The 2,132-nt window shown below is 23.5% G+C and carries 1 protein-coding gene; it reads right to left on the bottom strand.

The window, feature by feature from the left end; all coding sequences use genetic code 11:
• The coding region (locus AJ932_RS05680) for a hypothetical protein (RefSeq protein WP_186820608.1) at window positions 1-1,533 on the bottom strand (1,533 nt) is incomplete at its 3' end.
• Window positions 1,534-2,132 lie beyond the last annotated feature (599 nt).

The following is a 2,132-nucleotide window of genomic DNA, read 5'->3' as shown; positions in this document are numbered from 1 at the left end:
AAACTTAGCTTGCTTACTTAAATCCTCTAATAACTGTGCTTGTGCTATACCTATGCTACCATTACTGCCAAACTCTCCCTTTTCATTGATGCTATAAAGATATAGATTATCTTTTATTATGCTTTGCTCTTTTTTATCTTTTTTGCTTGTTTTGTTTTCTTTTTCATTACTTTCTTTTATTTTTACTTCTTTAAAAGTTTTAGAGCATTCTTTATCAGTATATAATCTTACGCAGTATCTTCCCCAGGTTTTTCCTATTTCAAAGGGATAATCTTTTAAAAAGCTAGGGTTAGTATCTTTAGCTATTTCATTGATTTTTAAATAATACTCCCCTTCAGGTAAAGTGCCAAATCTATCTTTAATACTTTCATCATCATAGTAAAAATAAGCCTTTCCACTTTTGCTTTTATCTTTTTCATCTTGGTAAAAATAATTTGCAATTTGCTTTTTACTTCTTTTTTCATTATCTGCCTTAGCAGTACCACTTCTTGCCATATAAGAATTAATTAATTCATTTCCTTTATAATGATAGAGATTAAATCCATCATAAACTAAATGATCTTTAGCTTTAAATTTAAGTATAAGTCCAACTTTGTGATGGGTATAATTATTAAATATTCTTTTAGCATTTTGTAAAGGAGTAGGAAAATAAGCTTCACTTTCATCAAGCTTTACTTTAAAGCTATAACAATCGCTAAAATACTTTTCTTTATCAAATCTTATTTTACCTTTTTCATCACTGCGTCTTTTTAGATTAACTACTCTTAAAGCTTCATCATGTTTAAAACCTTTGATAATGATTTTAGCATTAGCAATGGGTTTATTGTGTTCATCTTTTAAATATAAAGTGATAAAGCAAGGTTCTTTAGCACTGGATGAGGATTCATTTAAGGGTTCTTTTGAAAGTTTATTAAAACTTGCATTGTTGTAGGCAATTGCTTTTTTAAATTCTTTAGGTTTTAATTTGATATTTAAACTTTCTTCTAGTAAAGAATAATTTTTAATCCTTGCATTATGATTGTTATATTTTATATTCAAATCCCCTAGAGAATTTAAATCCTCTTTATCGTATTTAAAATGATAAAGCAAATTTTCTTCTTTTTCTTCAAATAAAAACTCATTATTTTCTTTTGCACCTAAAAGAAGTTTTTCGTAAAAAAACACTTTTGTATTAAATTCTTTAAATTTAATATTATATTCTTTTTCTATTCTTTTAATGTCAAGTAAAGATTCATTTTTAATAAACACATCACAATGATTATCATAAATATGGATTAAATTTGACATCGATGAAGCATTATTTAAAAAGATAATTCTTTTATTTTTGTCTTTATTTTCTAAGATGAAATGGTTTAGGTTTTTAGAGTGGGAAGATAAAAGATAAAAATCTTGTTCTTTTGTGCTACTTGTATTTTCTTTTGTATCACTTTCTTGATTTGAATTTTCATCTTGATTTAAATTTTTATTTATTTCTTTGTTTTTATTTTTATTTATTGTTTCATCTTTACTATTTATTTCTTTATTTACAATCAAAGAATTAATATAAGTTTGATAAGCATTTTCTAAATCTTCAAAACCAAGTTTTTTAAATTCATCAATACTTTTATAAAGTTCTTTTCTTGCTTGTAAATAAGTATCATTTAGTTTGTTTTTATGAGAGATAAAGATAGTATAAAAACTAGAGTTAAATTCTAATTCTTTTATTGTGTTTTCATCAAATAAAGCTTGCTTATCTTTATCATATAAAACATAATCTTCACAAAAATATAAAGCTTTTAATAGATAGGGTTTTGAATCGATGTTGATGTTGTTGATATTTTCTAAAGATAGTTTTTGTATATAGGCTATTTTTAAATTATTGATTGCTTGTATAGATACAAGCTTATAATTATTATATTCTTGACTAAAATAATTAAGATTTTCTAAAAATATTTTATACTCATTGATATATTCTTTTTCATTTTGTATATTATTTAAATGCTTAAGACTTTGATTGAAAATATTATTATTATAAAAATTACAAGAAAAACTATCAAAATTAAATTCTTTTAACAAATTACTATTTTTATCATCTATAGAACATAAAGGAGTAAAGGAATTTTGTATGTTTTTGTAGTAGGGGTAGAGAGAGT

The sequence above is a fragment of the Campylobacter sp. BCW_6873 genome, from assembly GCF_001762365.1.
In the GTDB taxonomy this organism is placed as follows: Bacteria; Campylobacterota; Campylobacteria; order Campylobacterales; family Campylobacteraceae; genus Campylobacter_D; species Campylobacter_D jejuni.
The sequence above is the reverse complement of the archived record's forward strand: the minus strand, read 5'-3'. Positions and strand labels throughout refer to the sequence as shown.